The sequence below is a fragment of the Mumia sp. genome (assembly GCF_028803055.1).
Taxonomy (GTDB): domain Bacteria; phylum Actinomycetota; class Actinomycetes; order Propionibacteriales; family Nocardioidaceae; genus Mumia.
This window is the reverse complement of sequence record NZ_JARBCJ010000258.1, coordinates 1-3,509: the sequence shown is the minus strand read 5'-3', so window position 1 is coordinate 3,509 and position 3,509 is coordinate 1. Positions and strand designations below refer to the sequence as shown.

Annotated in this window: 3 protein-coding genes and 1 pseudogene; 2 read left to right on the top strand and 2 right to left on the bottom strand. The window is 67.8% G+C overall.

Annotated elements, in window-relative coordinates; genetic code table 11:
* Window positions 1-134 precede the first annotated feature (134 nt).
* On the bottom strand, window positions 135-1,100 hold the full coding sequence (locus PV363_RS16665; RefSeq protein WP_301022935.1) for an excalibur calcium-binding domain-containing protein: 966 nt from the start codon (window positions 1,098-1,100) through the stop codon (window positions 135-137).
* A gap of 477 nt (window positions 1,101-1,577) precedes the next feature.
* A complete protein-coding gene (locus PV363_RS16660; RefSeq protein ID WP_301022934.1) occupies window positions 1,578-2,099 on the bottom strand; it encodes a DUF6326 family protein in 522 nt (173 codons plus the stop codon).
* A 123-nt stretch (window positions 2,100-2,222) separates the two neighbouring features.
* On the opposite strand from PV363_RS16660, the gene PV363_RS16655 reads away from it, so the two are divergent.
* Both PV363_RS16655 and PV363_RS16650 read left to right on the top strand, forming a co-directional pair.
* Window positions 2,223-3,362 carry a sensor histidine kinase gene (locus tag PV363_RS16655; protein WP_301022933.1) on the top strand — a complete coding sequence of 380 codons (1,140 nt, stop codon included), beginning with the start codon at window positions 2,223-2,225 and terminating at the stop codon, window positions 3,360-3,362.
* Window positions 3,359-3,509: pseudogene (locus tag PV363_RS16650) on the top strand (DNA-binding response regulator); the annotation flags it as partial. The gene PV363_RS16655 and the pseudogene PV363_RS16650, both read left to right, overlap by 4 nt.

The window sequence follows — 3,509 nt, the reverse complement described above, 5'->3', positions numbered from 1 at the left end:
CCCTAAACCCCCCGGGTTTTTCCCGCGCCCCCCCCCCCCCCCACCCCCGCCAACGCCCCCCCAATCTTCTTCTCAACCATTGGGGTGGCCCGGCCTGTCCTCGCCCCGCGGCCCCCCCGCCGATCAGACTGACGTCAGCGCTCGCAGGCGACGCCGTCCTTGTCCCTGTCCCTCTTGGCATTTAGGCGGTAGACCCTGGCGAACACCTCGGCGCCATCGCTGTGCTTGCGAGCCGCAGACGCCGAGCGGGCGACCCCGCGCGGGTAGTCCTTAGCAAGTGCTGAGCATCGCGAGTACGCCTTGACGGGCTTCTTCACCTTGAAGGAGCGGGCAGCGTTCGAGCCGAACCCGACACGGTTGCGGGCCTTCACATAGACCCGATCCTTGCCGTTGTGGAGCAGGCGGCGGGGAACCTTGAACGAGCGCCGCGATGCCGCGACGTTCTTGGTGTACAGCGTCTTGCTGCCCTTCCTCACCATGATCTGGTAGCCCTGGATACCCGCGCCACCGTTGCTCGACGGAGCCGCCCACGAGACCTTCCGCTTCTTTGCGTCGACCTGACTGGAAACCTTCAGCGACCGCGGCGCGCCGGGCTTCTTCGCGGTCGGGGCCGGCGCGGCCTGACGGTTAACGGCGAAGAAGTTGTAGTCGCCCTCGGTGTAATAGTCGTCGCTCTCAGGGAGGTACTCCGCGTAACCCCAGAGCACTGTCCAGGTGCCCGTTACCGCCGATGCCGAGAAGGTCAGCGGGATCGACCCCGATGGCGCGTCACCGTAGAGGCTGCTCACCTCCCCAGTCGACACGAGGTTGTCGTTACCGTCGTAGACCTCGTAGGACAACAGCCAGTCATTGTCAGGCGCGACCCAGTAGGTGGCACTGCGGGTCACACTCCCCGAGCGCGGAAGCGTGAAGTTGCCCAGGCTGACGTCGGAGTACAGCGCCGTCCCGGCCACGCCACTCGCCACGAGGTCTCCGGAAGGCTTCACGAACGCCTTCTTTGCCTCACGGCCGAGCTCGCTGGTGTCCGTTGCATTCGCGGTTCCGGCCAGGCCCACCATCAAGGCGAGGGCTGCCAAGAGGGCGACGGGTATCTTGAACAAGGGTCTCACTCCTGTTGTTGGGTCCCCCTTTGTATCGCCCGTACGGGTCAGCCGTGGGCAGAGTTCATGACCTCATCCGAGCGAGTCGGCATGCAAGACGAGTAGGGACCGAGAGTTGGGCCGACGAGTCGACTGCCAAAATGTGCTCGCGTGGCGAGATCGATGTTCCACATCGACGCGGGCGCCCGCAAACGTGCGGTGTTCAGCGACGCGCTGATGCCGCGACCAGTGCTTCCTTGCCATCGGGCGCGTCTTGTCGCCGCAATCGACCTTGCGCACCGGAGCGTGCGACGCGCCGCAGACACGGAACCTCCGGCTCATGCTCAACCGATCGAGCATCACCGGTTCGGGGTTGGAGTCCTTGACGGCGCACCACCCACGAAGGCCAGGCATCACGATGATGCCTGGCCTTCGTCGTACGCCCCCGCTGGTCGAGCGATCCCGTCCCGCCGCTGGCACGACGGGACTGCTCATGGCTCACGCGTGCTGCTGGGCGCGAGCCGTTCCACGGTCCGGGGTGGTCGCCGACGATGCCGTGCGGGGCCAGGTCCAGGCCAACCGGACGATGAGGGCGAGAAGAATCAGCTCCAGGACGACGCCAAGGCCGAAGAAGTACAGCCAGGACTCGCCTGCCACGTTGAACGCCGTGACGGGGACGTAGACCGCGGCCACGACGAGGTTCGCGATACGGTTCGCCCGGGCCGGCAGCGTCGTCGACAGCACGACCATGAAGATCGGGAAGGCCATGAGGGTCAGCGCCGCGGTCGAAAAGGTCTGAGAGAGGTCGAACTCGAAGACCCTGCCGTCAAGGATGTCGTCGACGACGCCGGGCGTGAAGAAGTTCAGAATGTCCACGTAGGCGTACAGGAACATGAGGCTTGTCCACGCTGCGGCGAGCTTGACTCTCACCGGGATCGGCTGGTCTTCCAGCGCCGCGGTGGTGGGTTGACGCTTTCTCATCATGGGCTCCGTTGGTGTGGTGCGGATCGGTAGGTCCACGCTCGCTGAGCCCGGCGGCGGGCGCCTCGGTCCGGAGGCCGGAGTTCACCTGGCCGATGGCATGGTCTCTCGCTCGTACTTTCGGCGGGTACGCCGAGGCGCGCGGATCCCTAGGCTGGGCCCGTGGTCACTGTCCGGCGCTCCCTCTGGCACGAGCCGCGGCCTGCTGACGCCCCACCCGTCGGTCGTCTCGACTGGCTGCTGGTGGGAGTGTTCGCGGCCGCGGCCGTGGTCGAGGGCATCGTCTGGCCGGGCTTGACCTGGCGACCCGTTGTCACGGTGCTCGCCCTGGCGCTGATTCCTGCCCTGCTCTGGCGGCGGGACCGCCCTCTGACAGCCGCCCTGGTCGGGTGGAGCGTCGCCGGGCTGCTCTCGGTCCTCCAGCTGACTGCGCACGCCGGGGACCTCGGCCTCTACTCCATGATGGCCGTGCTGATCCTGCTCTACTCCCTGGTGCGGTGGGGCTCGGGACGGGAGATTGTCCTGGGGACGGCGTTCGTGACCTTCGTCGTCGCGCTGGGGATGTACGCATCCTCCGTCGGCTGGGCCGACGTTTTCGGCGGAAGCGTCCTCGTGCTGTTGTTCGTCGCCCTCGCGGCGGTGTTCCGCTACCGCGCAGACCTCTGGCATCGCCAACAGCGCGAGATCCGCAATCAGGAGCGGGTGGCATTGGCGCGCGAGCTGCACGACATCGTGGCCCACCACGTCTCGGCCATCGCGGTGCAGGCGCAGGCCGGTGGCGTGGTCGCCGGCATCCAGCCGGAGAAGGCTGCCGAGATCCTGGCCGCGATCGAGTCCGAAGCGTCGTCGACCCTTGCGGAGATGAGATCCATGGTGCGGGTGCTGCGTGAGGAGGAAGCGGTCACCTACTCACCGCCGAGGGGTGTCGCGGACCTGCCTGCGCTGGCGCGCGCCGACGCGACACCCACCGTCGAAGTCTCGCTGGACGGTTCGTCAACCCGGCTGGCACGCCCCGTGGACGCTGCGCTCTACCGGCTTGCGCAGGAGTCACTGACCAACGCCGTACGGCACGCGCGGAGCGCGACCCGCGTCGGGATCGACGTACGCCGGGAGGGTGACGCCGTCAGGCTGCGTGTCAGCGACGATGGACAGATCGAGCCGGGACCAGCCCCGGAGCCTGGGTTCGGCCTGCTGGGCATGGCCGAACGCGCCCAGCTCCTCGGCGGATCGCTCTCCGCGGGGCCGGGGCCGGAGGGTGGCTGGGTGGTCGAGGCCGTGCTGCCGGCGGAGCCGCTGGCATGAGCATCCGCGTTGTCGTCGCCGACGACCAGGACTTGGTCCGGACCGGGCTGGTGATGATCCTCGGCGCGCAACCCGATCTCGAGGTCGTGGGGGAAGCGGCAGACGGGCTCGAAGCGCTCGACCTGGCGACCCGGCTGCGACCCGATG